We start from the raw sequence: 15,641 nt of genomic DNA, 5'->3' as shown, positions 1-15,641 counted from the left end.
CTTTCATCCCGCATCACTACCTGTCGTTGCGTAGTTTATCGCAAGAACTGATCCACATAATCCGCACCAAGCCCCACAGACTGGTAGTGCTCCCGGCACATGTCGATCTTGGTGAACACGTCCTCATAGCCGAGATGTTTTCCGTAAGGATCGACGTAGTACATGATGCCGTTCACCTGGAACAATGTGATCATCTCTTCGACATCATCAGGAACGACCAGAGTATGTGTTTCGCCCGGCGGTTCGTAGACATAACCTCCCTCCTGGGCGACCCAGTCATGTTCAAGATAGTGCCAACGACCCTTAAGCACATACCCATGTACGGGATTTGGATGGCGGTGCCTTGAAAGAACTCCGGATTTTCGAACCCTTAGCAAATTGACCCAGTAACCCTGGCTCCGGTTCAGACACAAGGGCCGAAACCAGACGTTTTCAGCTTGTGGGACCCAAACACGCTCGTCATCGGGAATGGCACTCGGGACGACGATTTCGACCTGAGCATCCTTCGGGAATGGAAGCTGATAGGGAATTCGAGGATTTTCGTCCTTTTCGGTGACAGGCATGGCTTCTCTCCCAATAGTATCGGGTTTCAATGACTTCAGACGGCTGAATAGCCGCCATCGACCGGATAGACTGATCCAGTGACAAAACTTGCTTTTTCGCTCAACAACCAGGCGACAAGCGCTCCGACTTCTCGCGGTTGCCCCCATCTATCCATTGGTGTGCGGGCGAAAATGGCCTCTTCTCGGCTGATATCCTCCCGGAGACCTTCGGTCATGCCAGTCTCGATCCAGCCCGGGGCAACAGCGTTGACGCGAACGCCATCGGCGGCCCAATTGGCAGCAAGTGCCTTGGTGAGCTGCGCAACTCCGCCCTTGGAAGCAGAATAGGCCGGAACCAGGGCACCGCCGAAATAGCTGAGCATCGATGCGGTGTTGACGATCGCTCCACCCGACTTTTCCAAGATCGGCTTTGCCGCAAGACACATGCGCATCGTGCCTGTCAAATTGACTTCCAAGACGGTCTTGAAATTCGACAGTTCGTATTCTTTGCCGCGCATCAAAACACCGGCGCAATTGACGAGACCGTCGAGGCCATCCAGCTCTGCGATGCAGTTGGATACCGACAGGTCGTCTGTCACATCCAACCTGACGGCAGTGAGATGTTCGCTTTGAGGACATTGAGCAACCTCGTGGTCTGACACGCCGGTTGCCGTCACTTGCCATCCGCAGTTGATCAGTTCCTGCGCGACGCCAAAGCCAATTCCGCTGGTGCCACCGGTGACCAAGGCTCGTTTCATGCAGCTCTACCTTCGTTCATGAACTTTTCAACGTCCTGTCTCTTGGGCATTGGAGCCACTGCACCAAAGCCCTGCGTTGACAAGGCCGCCGCGGCATTCGCATATCTTGCGGCCTCATATGGGTCCCGTCCCGCCGCCATCTCGGCAAGAAAGGCTCCGTCGAACGTATCGCCGGCTGCGGTCGCGTCAACCGGCTTGACCGGCAAACCGGGCACGCGACGCCGTTCGTTGGGCAGCGCGATAAGTGTTCCCTCCTTGCCGAGCGTCAAGGCAACGATTTCACATCCAAGGTTCAAATAGAAATCGGCAATCGCGTCAGGATCTGTAAGGCCTGTCAGTTGCACTGCATCTTCCAATCCGGGAAGCGCAATATGTGCTTTTGCCATGGCGGCGTGCGTAACCGCGCGCGCCCTTTCCAAAGGCCACAGGTTGACCCTCAGATTGGTATCATATGAGACCCAGCCACCGGCCTGGCGGCAAATGTCCATTGCTGCAAAAACAGTATCCGCCGCTGTTGCGGAAATCGCCTGGCTGATCCCCGAAACATGCAAAATGCGCGCTCCGGAAATGTATTCCTGAGGAAGGTCCGCAGGCGACATCAAGCTGGCAGCTGATCCCTTTCGCATATAGGTGAAGGAGTGTCCGCGCTCATCATGGCTGACAAAATAGATCCCGGTGCGCGCATCCCCGCGCCGCCTCACGTGACAAGTGTCGACGCCTTCACTTTGCCAAAGCTCCAGAAATTCAGTGCCAAAGGCATCCTGACCCAGCTGAGTCAGGTAGCCGACGGACGCATTTTGCCGCGCGGCTGCGATAGCAGCGTTAGACGTGTCCCCACCGTGCCCCTTCAGATATCGACCGTCAGTTTGCTCGTTGAATTCGAGCATGGGTTCCCCCAGGCAAATGATGTCAGGTTGCATGATTGGTACTCTTTGTCGGGAAATATCGACCGCGAGTACACACTCGCGGCCGTTTGAGAACAATTATTCAGCCGTGTAGCTTTGGCCAACGCCGGGAATACGCCAGATCCTGAAGTTCGGGATCTGTGGGTCCTCGAAATTCATGTCGCCATCCACCCAGACGTGAAGATGGTTGGAAACAACGTAAAGAGCGCCATCGGGGCCCCAAGCGAGTGTGTCCGGCCAGTTCATTTCGGGATGGTGGGCAAACCTGGATAATTGACCGGTCTTGCCATCGAGTTTCATCAATCCATCGAGCGAGAGCGCCGTCATATAAACGTTTCCGTCCCGATCCGCTGTCATGCCGTCCGTGTTCGACGGCAAGCTGGTCTCTACGCGGACCGCGTTTTCAAGAACCGTCTCGCTGGTGTTGAAGTCACGCAAGAGGTCCGTATCAAGGCTGTAAAGAGTGTTGCCCGTGAGATTGGTCCAGTAAAGCGTTCCCTTGTCCCCGGACAAAGCAATACCGTCGGCACCGGTTTTCATACCGCCGTTTTTCAAGACCTGGCGGTCGTCGATGTTGAAAAAGAAATGCGGCTCATCGTTGGTAAATCTGTGCTGGTCCAGCAGCCGCCTGGCGGTATTTGATTTGCTATCGTAGGCAATCAGTCCGCCGTGCAAGGGATTACAGAAAATCCCACTATCCGTGATATAGGCAAAACCGGTGTCGTTATCGACCGCGATGTCGTTCAGAAACGAGCACTTTGGATCGGCTTCATCGGCAGAAAAGACGTACCTGACGATTTCCTTGCCAGCCTTGATGTCCCAAAGAACCAGCTTCGCGTCACCCTCGGCCATCTTGCCAGCCACATGGCCCTGATCGAGGATCCACATCACATCGTTTCGATCGATCTCAAAACCAAGTACGGCTTTAAGCCCGGTCGGGTGGCCGGCGGCGTTCATATCCTCCGACGGATAGGGCTCCAGAACCCATTGATCGCCTTCCTTGACCAGTTTGGACAAAGTCGCTGGGATTTCTGGACCACCCCAGCGTGCGGTCGAAACATAGATGTTGCCATCGCTGTCGAGCTTGGCCCCCTGGATCAGAGCCTTGCCGAAAACACCGCTTTTTTCCCATGTGGACCGAACGTCCTCAGACAGCACCTTATATGGCAGGCTGTTCCATTCTGCGATTACTTCCGCTTCAGGGCCAGCATCAGCAAATGCTACCCCTGCTCCCAGCACAGTCGCCGTAAAGGCCACGGCAGCCCATTTCAACCGTTTCATTTCGATCCTCCTCTTCGATTGAGCGTCAAATCCGGCCGTATTTCGCCAAGCCTTCGCGCAAGGAGCCCGCCTGCATGATCAATTTGGCCTGCTCGGCTTCGCGGACGTCGATTTCGCGCGCCATTTCAAGCACTTCTTTAGCCTTCCCAATTGGAACGACAACAACACCATCAATGTCGCCGACCACGATGTCTCCGGGATGGACGATCACATCACCCACTGGAACCGGCTCATTGGCAGCCAGGGTTTTGTGGCGTCCGAGTGTCGTTCCTGGTGAGGTTGCGCGCGCATAGACCGGAAAATCGTAGTCACGGCGAATTTCCGTGATGTCCCGGACGGCACCATCAAGCACGGCGCCTTCGTGCTTGTTGGCCACCGCGCCTGCGGTCATCAACCCGCCCCAAACGGCGACATTCGCATCGCCTGCAATCGAAATGACAATGACCGACCCCGGTGAAGACTCATCAATTGCGTCGAGTGCGTGTTGAGGCGGGATAAATTCGTCCGTCGGTCCTTCCAGTACAGTGACCGCCGGGCCAACGATCTTCTTGTCATTGATGCGGGGCTTGATGGTCTCGTCCAGATATCCCTTGCGCCCGGTCACCTTGTCCACCGCATCGGCAACCGAGGCGGTCGCGGTTTCGCGGAAACCTTCAATCAAATCTTTTAGTTCCATTACAGACACTCCTGTTGAACCGTCCTGAAACGGTAAGTTCCTGGATGGCAGTCCTTTTGCTCACCACGGGTTGACCCAGTTGTTGGGGGGAAGTCCTTGCAGCACACGTGCCAGCTCTGCACCTGCACGCCTTTGAAGCTCGCTGACGGACGCCTCTGAGTACCAGCCGCAATGATCGCTGAGCACAGCGTTCGGTGCGCCAAGCAACGGGTTATCCGCAGAAGGCGGTTCGACCTGAAAAACGTCTATGCCGGCGCCGAAAATGCGTCCTGCATGCAAGGCTTCTGCGAGAGCGGTTTCATCAATCAGGCCCCCACGCGATACATTCAGAAGGATTGTCTGGGGTTTCATCATGGCAATGCGTCTCGCATCGATGATGTTTCGCGTGTCAGGCGTCAAAGGCGCGTGGAGACTGACAACATCGGCCTCACGGCAGAGGCTGTCAGGGTCGTGACGTTCGACGTTCCACTCTTGTCGCGTTGCTTCATCGAGGTTCGGGTCACTTACGATGACCCGTGAAAAGCCGAGTGCCCTGAAGCGTTGGCATGCAGCGCGGGCGATGCGCCCGAAACCGATCAGCCCCAGCGTTGCACCGCGATGTCCCGGCACAGGATGTTGTTGGCCAATGCCCCAGAGACCTTTCCTGACTTCAGCGTCTCTCGAGACGATGCGTCTTGCGACGGCAAGATAAAGAGCGAGCGCGTGGTCGCTGACTTCGTTCTCAGCGCCGTAATCGGGTATGTTGGCTATGTAAATGCCACGTTCAGTGGCTTTCTTGAGGTCCACATTGTCAACCCCGACACCGTAGCGCAGGATCAGCTTCAGGCTCGGAAAGTCGTCATAAAGCGCGGGGTCAATGCGGCGCTCTCTTATGAGCACCGCAAAGACGTTCTTGTTGGACAAGGCGGAGACCGCGTCCTGACTGGGCGAAACCGGAAGTACCTTTGCGCCGAATGGCTGGATGGCCTCTTGTTCCAGCTCATAGTCCGCATACCCGGGCTCAAGCACTGCCGCAAAGGGTGTCGCTTCTAGGGAAACAGCCTCCGCCCGCATATCACTGACCCCTGTAGTCAGCTACTGCAGCGTCGAGCTTGTTCGGCCAGTCTTCGCCGATCTCGCCAACGATGTATTCGCGTACTGCGGGCTGTGCGAGCGCACGGAACTTTGCCTTCTGGTCCGGACTGACCGGCACGACCTCGAGGCCTTTCTCACCCAGGATTGTTGCCGCATTGGCATCCTGTGCGGCCGTCATGCCTCGATGTATGACTTTGGAGATTTCAACGCATTCGTTGACGGCCTGCCTTTCGGCATCGGTAAGCCCCTCATAGAACGCATCGTTGATCATGTAAGCGTGCCAGGAAAAGACGTGACCATCGAGGGAGACATACTTCTGGTGCTGATAGAGCGACGCATTGACGATATTGGTGACGCCGTTTTCTTGGCCATCAACAACCCCTTGCTGCAGGGCGCCGGGCAACTCCGGCCAAGGAACAGGTGTTGCTGATGCACCGAGCGATTCCACGAGCTTGGTCCAGACGGGCGCTGTCATGACACGCATCTTCAAACCTTTCATGTCATCGGGCTCAGCTACCGGGACCTTTGAGTTGGTAAAATTGCGAACGCCGTTGTCCGCAAGGCCAAGAACGCGAATGCCGGTCTGGCTGCGCATGTCATCGAAGAGCTCCTCGCCGAATGGCCCATCCACGATCGACCAGGCCATGGCCTGATCGTCAAAGAGGTAAGGCATTGCGAATACGGCAAAAGGTTTGTAAACCGCAGAAATCGGGCCATCGTGGACGACGCCCATCTGGATTGCTCCGAGCTGAAGACCCTCGATGACCTGCCCCCCGTCGCCGAGCTGCGAGGCTGGAAACACCTGAACATCGATGTCTCCGGACGTCTTGCCTTCAACGCAAGTTTCAAATGCGAGCGCAGCAGCATGTTTGGGCGACGACATGTCTGCCGCCTGAAAGTGAGCGTATTTCAGCTCTTTTGCCTGCGCAGCACCTGCCGCGGCAAGAATGGCGAGTGCCGCTGTGGCACCCAATAGTCTTGAAGTCTGTTTCATAGTTTTCCTCCCAGGTTGCTAACTCGAAAATCCGAAAAAGCGAGGTAAAGCGGTGCTGATGTCCGGCACGAGAATGACGAGCAACAGAACCGCGATTTCCGCAGCAAGGAGCGGCAGAACAGCGCGCGACAGGCCTTCAATTCTGAGTTGGCCAACAGTCGCGATGACGAAGAGAACCGGCCCGACCGGAGGCGTGATCATGCCTATGGTCAGGTTGAGCACGAGCATCATCGCGAATTGCAAAGGATCGATGCCGAACTGCAGGGCGATGGGCCCCAGGACCGGTGTCAAAATGATGAGAGCAGGCAGAGTGTCGATAAAGAGGCCGCAGACAAGGGCAAAACCGGCGAGCAGGAACAGAACCGTCAAACGGTCCGTTGTTGCTCCGGATATGAGGGCGGCCAGGCTTTGCGGGATCTGCAAATATGTCAGCAGCCATCCAAAGACGGACGCCATGGCGACGATCAAAAGCACGGACGACGTGGTTACACTGGCCCTCACAAGCACGGTGTAGAGTTTGGACCCATTCAAAGTGCGCATTGCCAGACCAAGCAGCAAGGCATAGGCGGTCGCGACCGCTCCTGCTTCCGTCGGTGTGAAGACACCGCCCAAAATGCCGCCGAGAATGATCAACGGCATCAGCATTGCCGGACCGGCAGACAGGGCACTTCTGGTGATTTCGGAACCGGACGCTCTCTTCTCACGTCCGCGGTAGCCTTTCTTCACCGACACGTAGTGATTGGCGGCGGCCAGCGCCAAGCCCATGAGAAGACCGGGAACGATGCCTGCCATGAACAGCCCAGCGACCGTGACGCGATTGTCTGAGATCGCGTAAATGACCATCAGGATCGAAGGTGGAATGATCGGCCCGATGGTTGCTGTGGCCGCAGACAGAGCACCGGAATAGTTGGGCTCGTAGCCTGCATTGCGCATCATGCGCATGACAATTGCCGATGGACCGGCAGCATCGGCCAATGCAGAACCGGAGATCCCCGCGAAAAGCATGGAGACCAACACGTTCACGTGGCCCAGTCCGCCTCGAATGTGGCCGACGAGATCGTTGGCGAACCGGAGCAAGGCCGCCGTCAGTCCGCAGGCCGTCATGAGTTCCGACGCGAGAATGAAAAAGGGCACGGCCATCAAGGGAAAGGAATTGATCCCACCAAACAATCGCTGCGGAATGAGCAGCGGATTCAGCGCTCCGTCGACCAGGATCGCAACGGTTGAGGCGACACCCATGGTGAAAACGACCGGCATCCCGAGCGCTAGAGTGGCAAAGAACAATATGATGAGGGTTTTTGCCATCATGATTGAACGTCGACCTCATTCAGATGGGTGTCGGTCTCGAACTCACCGGCGACGAATTTTCGGCATGTCAGCAGCAGGTGGCAGAGGAACAGAAATGATCCGAACGGAATGGCAAGATAGGGAATACCGCGCGAGATACCGGTCGCCATGGTTTCCTTGTTCCAGCCGAACTCGACAAACAGAATTCCAAACCAAAGGACGAGCCCCATAAAGGCTGCCATCACAGCGACGGCACACCAGCGGACCATCAACCGCGCCGCTTTTGGCAGCAGCGCCACAAAAAGATCGATCTCGACAAGCCGGCCGCTTCTCAGAGCCAGTCCGGCACCGGCAAACACACCGAAAATCATCAGGAAGCGCGCAACTTCCTCACCCCACGCGAGTGAAGACCCGAACACATAGCGTCCGATGACATTGGCGATCACGATCAAGAATACGATCGCCAACGAGCTTGCGACCAGGAAACGGTTCACGGCTATCAGGACGCGTTCGAATTGCGCCATCAGGTTCCTCCCGAGTGTGGAGTGCCAATCTGAGGCGGTCTCCAAGTTTCCGAGAACTGGCATACTGGCATACAGTATGTCAATGACAAAAATACTGTGCACCGGTTGCGAAACCGGTCTATAAGCCGTTTCCAACCGGAGGTTTCATGGTGTCATGTTGAAAATCGAGCGCCCTAAATCGTTTGCCGAACAGGTCTCTGACGTGCTGCGTGCTCAAATCATCAGCGGCGAGCGGGAGATGGGCGAAGCCCTGTCGGAAACGAAGATTGCAAAGGAACTCGGAGTAAGCAGAACACCGGTCAGAGAAGCCTTTGCCAGACTGGAACTGGAAGGACTTGTCCATACGGAACCGCAACGGGGAACATTCGTTTTCACGCTTGACCGGTGTTCACTGCTTGATATTTGCGACGTGCGTGTCAGCCTGGAAACAGCAGCCTTGAAAAAGGCAATGGAACGGGATCCGAAAGGGCTTGCAAGAAGTCTAAAGGACCTCACCAAGAAGATGACCAAGGCCCGAAAGAAAGGCGACGAGCGCGACTATCTAGGCTTGGATACGGAGTTCCATCAAAAACTGTTCGATCACGCAAAAAACCAATTCCTGAACGACGCCTATCAGACAATCGCAGCGAAGATGGCTTGCCTAAGGAACATGCTGGGCAATCATCCTGAACACATGGAAAAGTCTTTCGCGGAACACATTGAAATCGCATCGCTTCTAGAAAATGAAAAAACAAATGAAGCCATTGATGTGATGATCAGACATATTGGCCGCAAGGAAGGCTCTTACTGGAACAAGTGAGGACCCGTTCGCAGGAAATCACACGGCTAGGGCGCTAGAAGATTGTTTGTCAACGCAATCGCGATGGCGTGTTCGCGGGTTTTCGCACCGAGCTTGCGCCGTGCGTTTCGGATATGAAATTCCACAGTAATTGGTGCGATTCCAAGAGTGGATGCGATGCGTTGCGGACGTTCACCAGAGGCCAATTCAATCAGACACTCGCATTCCCGCTGCGTGAGAGGCTCAAAGGCGCTTTCGATCCTTGCAAATGCTCCCATGGTCTTGCTCGACCCTCCTGACATTGACCTTGTCGAATCTACGTAACAACTTGCTTCCCCTGCGGCATGACCAATATTGGGTATGCACGGCCGAAACATGGAACGGGCAACCGCACCGTTTTCGTTTCGCTCACGGGTTTCAACAAGCGTTTGTCCAGTTCGGAGCATTGCAAAGCCTTGAAAGATAAAAAGAATGGCGAGATGCCTTCCCAATTGGATGACATGATTGCCAATGTCTATGAAGCCGTACTTGACCAAGACCGCTTTGATGAACTGATCACGCTCGCGGAAAGCAGCATCACGAACAGGACCGCGCACCGGGAACTTTTGCGTAGAAAGCGCGATATCGAAGCGCATTTCGAAACCGCGGAGAAGCTGCTGTCGAGCCTACAGAAACCTGAAGAAGACAAGGACCGGCCCGTAATCCGGTTGGGACGGGACCTTACAATCCTGCAGGCCAATGAAACCGCCGAGCGAATTCTGCAAATTACCGCCGGCCAATCACTTGACGACTTGGATATCGATGGCGACGCTTTGGGTCATCTCAAAGAGGCCGTTTCAGGCCGAGCCGAAGACTGGCCGATCATTCGTGTCCCTCATGCGGTGACGGGCAAACAAGTTCTGTTGATCCTGTCAGCCGAAGAAGAACAGCGCATTGGAAAAATCTGGCTGCTGACAGGTGTTGAGCGTGTCTGGCAACAAGGCGCGAGCCTGGCCATGCAGAGCCTTTACGGTCTCACGCAGTCAGAAACCGATGTCCTGTCCATGCTGGTCAGCGGACATACACCGACAGAGATCGCAGAGGCACGTGATCGATCAGTCGAAACGGTTCGCCAGCAGATCAAGTCGATGATCACAAAAACCCGCTCGCGGGGCAGCGGTGAGCTTGTCGCCGTTGCCCGGGCCATCGCAAACTCTGCACAGCGGCGCAAGCTTCTAACCACACCGGCAGATCACATACGAACACAGCTGAAACTCCGGGACGGGCGCAAAATTGACTATCTGGAGCAGGGAGATCCAAACGGCAGACCTGTTGTGTTCCTTCACGGCTGTCTTTGCGGCAACAGGCTGCCGAACACCGCGAGCCGATTTTTTTCCGAAAACGGTATCCGCCTGCTTTCTCCCGCCCGCCCCTGGCATGGTCAGAGCGACGGTCATGGGATACTGCTTCATGATCCGGCTCGTTACGCGCATGACGTTGCCGACTGGCTCGATCAGCTGGATCTGGAACAGGTCCAACTTGTTGCATTTGACGTTGGTGCCATCTTCGCACTGATCTGTCTTCCACATCTCCAAGACCGTGTGACGCGACTGCTTTGCGTGTCCGCTCAACCTCCCATGCGCAGCTTTCAGGATTTTTCCGGAGCCCCACCGCAGCAAAAACTGTTCGCCTTGTTGCCGCGTGTCTCAGTGCCGCTACTGAGCTACATGGCAAAACTGGGTGACAAACGGCTGAAGCGCGATGGACCGGACGGCTTTGCACAAACCGTTTTTGGCGGTGCGCAGGCGGATCTGGAAGCCTGCAATGATCCGCATTTGCTGGACCTGTTTTGGCAAGGGCACCTGTTTCACGTCGAACGCGGCTCGGACAGCTTCATAAATGATTGCCGGTTTGTTGCCTCTGATTGGGAGAAACTGATCAAACCAACGGATGTCCCTGTTCATTTTGTTCATGGAACGCAAAATAGGTCGATCCGGCCGGAACGTATATTGGCCTTCGCCGAACGTATCGAGGCGCAAGTCTCGCTCGTTGAAAATGCCGGCCATAGTCTACCGTTCAGCCATTGGCGCGGCTGGACACGATTTCTCGACTGAAATGAGCATCCCACCCTATCAAAATCCATAGCTGTTTCCACTCAAGGACACGTGCTCTCCTGAGTTCCTTTGAGACTTCAGGACAGATTGCGATGCGCGTTATTTCAAGGTTAGCTTTTTTCTTATGTTGCCCCCTTTTTACATTACAAACGCCGCAGGCTCAGGAGGCTGATCCCGGCAGGGCAATGATCGTCTTTGACGGGTCGGGGTCCATGTGGGGGCAGATCAGTGGCACCCCCAAGATCGTGACGGCCCGTGACACACTGGCGCGCGTCGTCGGCCAGCTGCCGCCAGCTCTTGAGGTTGGATTGATTGCCTATGGCCACAACCGTAAGGGCGACTGTAGCGACATAGAAACTCTGGTCCCGGTGGGGCCTGCCTCGACACAGTCGAGCAAACTTGTTGCATCTGTTGCTGCCCTCAAGCCAAAGGGCAAAACGCCTCTAACCGAAGCCGTGCGACGCGCCGCTCGGGAACTTCAGTTTCAGGAAGACAAAGCCACCGTCATTCTTGTGACAGACGGGATTGAAACCTGTGAAGCAGATCCGTGTGCTGTGGCAAACGAGTTGGAAGCGCTCGGGATCAACTTCACGACACACGTAATCGGCTTTGGGCTGAACGAGGAAGAAGGCCGCCAGGTCGCGTGTCTTGCGGAAAACACAGGTGGCCTTTATCTGCAGGCGGACAATGAGGGTGATCTTGCCGCCGCCCTGCAGCAGACAGTTTCTCTTTCGCCAACGCCAGCGCCTGAACCCGCGCCTTCTCTTGCGAAGAATATCAAGGCGACGGTAAGCCTTGAGGAAGGCTCCGCGCCGATAACCGACACAGATGGCATTCGTGTTTTCTGGACGGCAACACCCGCCGGTGGTGGTGAGGAAATTCGCCTGACCACACGTCCTGACATAACCGAAAGGCTGGAACCTGGCGCCTACCGCCTCGCCGCCCGAACGGACAAAGGCAGCTCGGCAGTTGCCGATGTCACGGTAACCGACAGCGAGCTTACGGAAGTTAACCTATCGCTTGGAGCCGGCAAGATCGATCTCTATGCCGTGATGGCCAACCAGGATCTTGGCCTATCAGATACGGATTTCTTCTGGCAGGTCGAAAACAAAATCACGGGCGAAAAGTTCTCGGCCTATACCCAGGCGCTGGAAGCGGTTGTTCCAAGTGGCCAGTACGAGGCGAAGCTCGTGATCACGCGTCTTGAAAAGATGTCGCCCGGCAGTGTCGAACTGAATGTGGTCACCGGAGAAACGGCGCAGGCCGAAGTGATCGCACAGACGTCGAAAGTCACGTTACGCGCCTTCAACGCCGACGGTACCGAGCTGAAGGCACACGATTCCAGACTGAACATCTACCAGGGAAGCTCAACGACCGACAATGGCGCGTTCGTCAAGATGGTGCTTGGCGGCGGTGCACTTTTTCTCCTGCCCGGACAATATTCCGTTCGAGCCGAAGCATGGGACGGTAGCAAACGAGAACCGATCTCCCAGTCAATAACGGTTAGCCCTGCATCGGAACAGACCATCAATGTGACCTTCCCATGAGTGGGCAGGAAGCATTCTGGGATCCAATCGAAGGCAAGGTAACACCGGAATACAAGCGAAGGCCGGAGCGTGAACCGGCGAAGCTTCCGGCGTCCTTCAAAAAGCTGGAACTTCCGTTTTTCCTTCTGGCCTTTCCCGGTTTCATTCTCGCTTTCTTCAGCGACAGTCTGATGCCTTACGGCATAGCACTCGTCACATTCGGGATGGCTGGCGGATTTGCGATCAACCACTTCACCGGAGCTACAGAAGACCGCCTCGCGCGGCTTTGGCAGACAGGTGAGCATCTCGGGTTTCGGTTCCGCCCGGAAATACCGGCCGCCCGGCTGCACGACATCCGGCAAAAGATCCCCGAACTTTTCAAACTGCGCGTTGGAGGATCGATCCCGCTGAACATCGAATGCGAGATGTGGGGCCGGTCGGAAACCGGTACGCCAATATGGCTCGGTCTCGGCGCGTTCTCGTCAGCTGCCTTTTTTGGCGGACCCAAACAGACCACCAAATTGGCGAATGCGGGTGCACAGGGCAACGTCGTGATGATGATCGCGGCGTATAAGCTGGACCGGGATACGGGCATCCGGATCGCACTGATGCCGGAGTCGCTCGGGGCTATCGGACCGTTCGACCGAGACCTGAAGACGGAAAGCGTGGCGTTCAACGACACGTTCAATATCAGAGTGACCTCAAGGGCGGATCAGGGGGATCTGGACCAGATTTCCGTCAATGTCCTGCAAGTGCTGACGCCGGCATTCCAGACCACGCTGCTGGAGCTCGCAGACCGTTTCGCTGCACGGGTCATCGTGGATCGCGACACCGTTTATTTCGGCGGCTTTCATAACCTGCAAAGTCTGGACGATTCAGTCCTTCAATCCTTCGTCAAGGAGATCGTCGCCGCATTTGCAGCAGCAGCGACCTCTTTCAAACGCTACGCGGAGTGACTCAGAAAATGTCGTTCTTCATGATGTTGATCTTATTGGTTGGTATAGTCATTGGAACTTATGTCCTTTGCTACAACACGCTTATGTCGGCCAAGTTCCGTGTCGATGAAGCCTGGTCCGGCATAACGGTCCAACTCAAGCGGCGGCACGCACTTGTGCCCAATCTGGTGCAGGCTGCCAAAACAGCGATCGGCCACGAGCAGGCAATCATCGACAAGATCGTGATGGCACGGTCGGCTGCCCTTGAAGCGCTGGCAAGCGACAAACAGGCGGATATTGCCAAGGCTGAAGCCGGGTTAAGTCAAGCGCTTGGGCAATTCATTGCCTACACGGAAGACAACCCTGAAATAACCGCCAACGAAAACTTGCTCGTATTGCAGAAACAGCTTGAAGAGACAGAAGACCAGGTGGCCGCCGCAAGGCGGATCTACAACGGCAATGTCCAGGCCTATAACACCCGTTTCGCGTCCATTCCTTGGAACTTTGTTGCCGGGCTCAACAAACTGAAACCGTCTCAAATGTTCGAACTCGATGCTGCCGAAATGAAGGAAGTCTCAAAGGACCCTTCGCTTGATGCCCTTGAACTTGCCGTTCCTCCTCAGCAAGACAGGACCTAAGCCCATGTCGCGTCTTCTCATCAGCCTAGTCGTGCTGTCCTTCGCACTCCTGCCTGCCAAGGCATCTGACGACACCTGCGTAACGTCGGCCCCGAACGGGCAATCGCTGCGGGTGTATGACAGTGCCTCCACCAACAGCCCGGTTCTTGGAGGCATCGGTGTTGGAACCTGCGGAATTCAGGTCACAAACCAGTGTGAAGGCACGATGTGCGTGATTGTGCTTGCCGGGCTGAACGGCTGGGTGGATATGCAGCACATTTCAAACAGCCCTGTCGTCGCGCCCAGGCTCATGAATAGCGGAGCGGGAACCGGCAGCTATGTCTACGGTGTCACCGGCGGCTCTGGCTCTGTCACGGCAGCAGGCCGCACACAACCCACGCCGGTTGATGCCAATGGTGAGGTCAGGGTGCAAAAGACCGGTCCATCGGCAGCAACGTTGACGCTGCCGCAGGAAGTCACACCCGGCCCAATTCCCTTAAGCGGCAATGGCGCAGGTCCCTGGACCGGCGGCTTTGGCAGTTGGGGCGGGATGCCGATGGCCGTCACCGTTACCTTCAACGGTCTCGGCGCTCAGACAGCCACACTCGAGCTCAAGGGCAACAACCAGCTCGCAGCGATGACAATACGTCTCGACCTTGAAGCACGGTCCTTGCCAGAAATTCAACAATCTGGCCGCCCGGCACCGGCAACACCTTCGCCTGCCGGGGCCGGTTTCAATGCGTGCACCGAGCTGGACCGACTGACCAAGGAGATCAACAGCCGCGCCGGAACCAAGCAAGTCCAGGATTTGCGCAGCATTTACGTAATTTCGGGGGTCAAGAGCACGGAACCGACCGCTGATCAAGCCGCCTGTCAAAAAGCGCTCGACCTGATTGCCCAGGATGCCGGGCTTTGGGTTCTGGTCGAAGAACAGGCCAGACTGGGTCCAGCCGCACCACCAACTGCTCCTGCATCAGGGGCCAGTCAACAAGTTCGTCCCAGCACGGTTCCCGAACCACGTCCGACACCACAGCCCGGAACAACAGCAAGCCAGTCTTCCCAGCACCAATCCGATCCGCACGGCTTGCTGGCTCAGGCCTGCAGCATATTGCAACCCCTGATCAGCCCATTGCTGCGTGGTGGTTCGCGGACCGAACGAGAACAGGTTCTCGCGCTTTTAACAGCGCAAGGTTTGGTCAGCGTTACCGGTGCACAACCCGTTCAATGCGCACTTATATTGGCTGGTCTGATGTCCAGCGGGCTTGTTGCCAATGACAATCGCCCCTGGGCCGCCATTGCCCAGTCTGGTGCGACCGGCTTTGGCGGCGAGGACCCCTCGACAATGATCGCAGGCGGACGTGAAATCGGCATAGACCCTTCTGATTTCATACCTGAGTTCAATCCGGACGGACAGGCAGCCAACGCGGCGTCACCGGCTCCTCAAACAACCAGCCCTTCAAGCGCCGACGACCCCTGCATTTTGCTGGGCAACGCATTGGTGATTGCTGTTCGTGTCGGCTTTCCTGGCGATCTTTCCGCGCTCGCGGATCTCTTGAAGACCCATGGAGTTGAAACGCTCGCTCCAGGCTCAGCACCGCAATGCCTGGCTGCCTTGAACACTGCGCGCCAAGCCGGTTTGGCTCGATGACAG

Annotated in this window: 16 protein-coding genes; 6 read left to right on the top strand and 10 right to left on the bottom strand. The window is 56.2% G+C overall.

All coding sequences use genetic code 11. The features are described 5' to 3' along the window. Window positions 1-35: 35 nt before the first annotated feature. From Q0835_RS23825 to Q0835_RS23785, 9 genes are all read right to left on the bottom strand, one after another. Window positions 36-563, bottom strand: coding sequence for a 2,4'-dihydroxyacetophenone dioxygenase family protein (locus Q0835_RS23825; RefSeq protein ID WP_298964948.1), 528 nt, complete (start codon window positions 561-563; stop codon window positions 36-38). Between the two features lie 35 nt (window positions 564-598). After that, on the bottom strand, window positions 599-1,300 hold the full coding sequence (locus tag Q0835_RS23820) for an SDR family oxidoreductase (protein WP_298817808.1): 702 nt from the start codon (window positions 1,298-1,300) through the stop codon (window positions 599-601). Then, window positions 1,297-2,220 carry a sugar kinase gene (locus Q0835_RS23815; RefSeq protein WP_298817806.1) on the bottom strand — a complete coding sequence of 308 codons (924 nt, stop codon included), beginning with the start codon at window positions 2,218-2,220 and terminating at the stop codon, window positions 1,297-1,299. Before Q0835_RS23815 ends, Q0835_RS23820 begins: the two co-directional genes overlap by 4 nt. Before the next feature lie 63 nt (window positions 2,221-2,283). After that, on the bottom strand, window positions 2,284-3,486 hold the full coding sequence (locus tag Q0835_RS23810; RefSeq protein ID WP_298964946.1) for an L-dopachrome tautomerase-related protein: 1,203 nt from the start codon (window positions 3,484-3,486) through the stop codon (window positions 2,284-2,286). A gap of 25 nt (window positions 3,487-3,511) precedes the next feature. After that, window positions 3,512-4,162, bottom strand: a complete 651-nt coding sequence (locus tag Q0835_RS23805; protein WP_298964943.1) for an RraA family protein — start codon at window positions 4,160-4,162, stop codon at window positions 3,512-3,514. A gap of 60 nt (window positions 4,163-4,222) precedes the next feature. Then, entirely contained in the window at window positions 4,223-5,215 is a 993-nt protein-coding gene (locus Q0835_RS23800; RefSeq protein WP_298964940.1) for a C-terminal binding protein, read from the bottom strand. 1 nt (window position 5,216) lies between these two features. Beyond that, window positions 5,217-6,230 carry a DctP family TRAP transporter solute-binding subunit gene (locus tag Q0835_RS23795; protein ID WP_298964938.1) on the bottom strand — a complete coding sequence of 338 codons (1,014 nt, stop codon included), beginning with the start codon at window positions 6,228-6,230 and terminating at the stop codon, window positions 5,217-5,219. Between the two features lie 18 nt (window positions 6,231-6,248). Further along, entirely contained in the window at window positions 6,249-7,538 is a 1,290-nt protein-coding gene (locus Q0835_RS23790) for a TRAP transporter large permease (RefSeq protein ID WP_298964935.1), read from the bottom strand. Beyond that, the gene (locus tag Q0835_RS23785) at window positions 7,535-8,041 is read right to left on the bottom strand and encodes a TRAP transporter small permease (protein ID WP_298964932.1); all 507 of its coding nucleotides are present in this window, start codon (window positions 8,039-8,041) and stop codon (window positions 7,535-7,537) included. Before Q0835_RS23785 ends, Q0835_RS23790 begins: the two co-directional genes overlap by 4 nt. Window positions 8,042-8,195: 154 nt before the next feature. Here Q0835_RS23785 and Q0835_RS23780 point away from each other — a divergent pair, with 154 nt between their 5' ends. Further along, window positions 8,196-8,840, top strand: a complete 645-nt coding sequence (locus tag Q0835_RS23780; protein ID WP_298964930.1) for a GntR family transcriptional regulator — start codon at window positions 8,196-8,198, stop codon at window positions 8,838-8,840. Window positions 8,841-8,866: 26 nt separating this feature from the next. On the opposite strand, the gene Q0835_RS23775 is transcribed toward Q0835_RS23780, so the two are convergent. Next, complete coding sequence (locus tag Q0835_RS23775; protein WP_298817791.1) at window positions 8,867-9,097, bottom strand: LuxR family transcriptional regulator; 231 nt, start codon at window positions 9,095-9,097, stop codon at window positions 8,867-8,869. Window positions 9,098-9,274: 177 nt separating this feature from the next. On the opposite strand from Q0835_RS23775, the gene Q0835_RS23770 reads away from it, so the two are divergent. The 5 genes from Q0835_RS23770 to Q0835_RS23750 all read left to right on the top strand — a co-directional run bounded on the left by Q0835_RS23770 (window position 9,275) and on the right by Q0835_RS23750 (window position 15,638). Then, complete coding sequence (locus tag Q0835_RS23770) at window positions 9,275-10,912, top strand: alpha/beta fold hydrolase (protein ID WP_298964927.1); 1,638 nt, start codon at window positions 9,275-9,277, stop codon at window positions 10,910-10,912. Between the two features lie 185 nt (window positions 10,913-11,097). Then, complete coding sequence (locus tag Q0835_RS23765; RefSeq protein ID WP_298964924.1) at window positions 11,098-12,459, top strand: VWA domain-containing protein; 1,362 nt, start codon at window positions 11,098-11,100, stop codon at window positions 12,457-12,459. Further along, on the top strand, window positions 12,456-13,394 hold the full coding sequence (locus Q0835_RS23760; RefSeq protein WP_298964922.1) for a hypothetical protein: 939 nt from the start codon (window positions 12,456-12,458) through the stop codon (window positions 13,392-13,394). Before Q0835_RS23765 ends, Q0835_RS23760 begins: the two co-directional genes overlap by 4 nt. An 8-nt stretch (window positions 13,395-13,402) precedes the next feature. Then, window positions 13,403-14,011, top strand: a complete 609-nt coding sequence (locus tag Q0835_RS23755) for a LemA family protein (RefSeq protein WP_298964920.1) — start codon at window positions 13,403-13,405, stop codon at window positions 14,009-14,011. Between the two features lie 4 nt (window positions 14,012-14,015). Further along, the gene (locus Q0835_RS23750) at window positions 14,016-15,638 is read left to right on the top strand and encodes a hypothetical protein (RefSeq protein WP_298964918.1); all 1,623 of its coding nucleotides are present in this window, start codon (window positions 14,016-14,018) and stop codon (window positions 15,636-15,638) included. Window positions 15,639-15,641: the final 3 nt, after the last annotated feature.

Source organism: uncultured Roseibium sp. (assembly GCF_947499295.1).
Lineage (GTDB): Bacteria > Pseudomonadota > Alphaproteobacteria > Rhizobiales > Stappiaceae > Roseibium.
Note: the sequence above shows the minus strand (reverse complement) of the source record. Positions and strands in the feature narration are given on the sequence as shown.